At 69.7% G+C, this 445-nt stretch carries 2 protein-coding genes; both read left to right on the forward strand.

From position 1 onward, the window contains the following. Positions 1 to 55 precede the first annotated feature (55 nt). Positions 56 to 139 carry a hypothetical protein gene (locus EOE65_RS18440; RefSeq protein WP_420846542.1) on the forward strand — a complete coding sequence of 28 codons (84 nt, stop codon included), beginning with the start codon at positions 56 to 58 and terminating at the stop codon, positions 137 to 139. Further along, the gene (locus EOE65_RS18075) at positions 132 to 269 is read left to right on the forward strand and encodes a hypothetical protein (protein WP_164847163.1); all 138 of its coding nucleotides are present in this window, start codon (positions 132 to 134) and stop codon (positions 267 to 269) included. The genes EOE65_RS18440 and EOE65_RS18075 overlap by 8 nt, the downstream gene beginning before the upstream one ends. The last annotated feature ends 176 nt before the right edge of the window (positions 270 to 445 follow it).

Below are 445 nucleotides of genomic sequence, written 5' to 3' on the forward strand. Positions count from 1 at the left end.
CGCGGATCAGTTCTGGAACGCCACGCCCGCCGAGATGGAGGCTGTCGTCTCCGCGATGCTGGAGCGCAAGGCAGCCGGAGAAGGGCCGCCTTCCCGCCCCGATATAGCAAAATTGCAGGAGATGTTTCCCGATGGATGAGGAAATCGACCGGCTGGTGATCGCGGTGCGCGCCGATACGCAGGGCTTCGCGAGAGACGTTGGAGTTATGCGCGACACGCTGGAAGGGCCTCTGGCGCGCGGCGCGCACAAGGCGAGCCGGCTTCGATGATCTGGCGCGCATCGCGCTGTCGGTGCTGGACCAGATCGCGCAGGAGGCGCTGCGCGTGGCGTTCAAGATGCCCGGCGGCGGTGGGGATAGCGGCGGCCTGCTCGGTGGCGTGCTGAGCGCCGCCGGCGCGCTGTTCGGTGGCGGTGCGCCAGGGCGGGCGACCGGCGGGCCGGTGT

It is taken from the genome of Neptunomonas marina, from assembly GCF_004005935.1.
Taxonomy (GTDB): domain Bacteria; phylum Pseudomonadota; class Gammaproteobacteria; order Pseudomonadales; family Balneatricaceae; genus Neptunomonas; species Neptunomonas marina.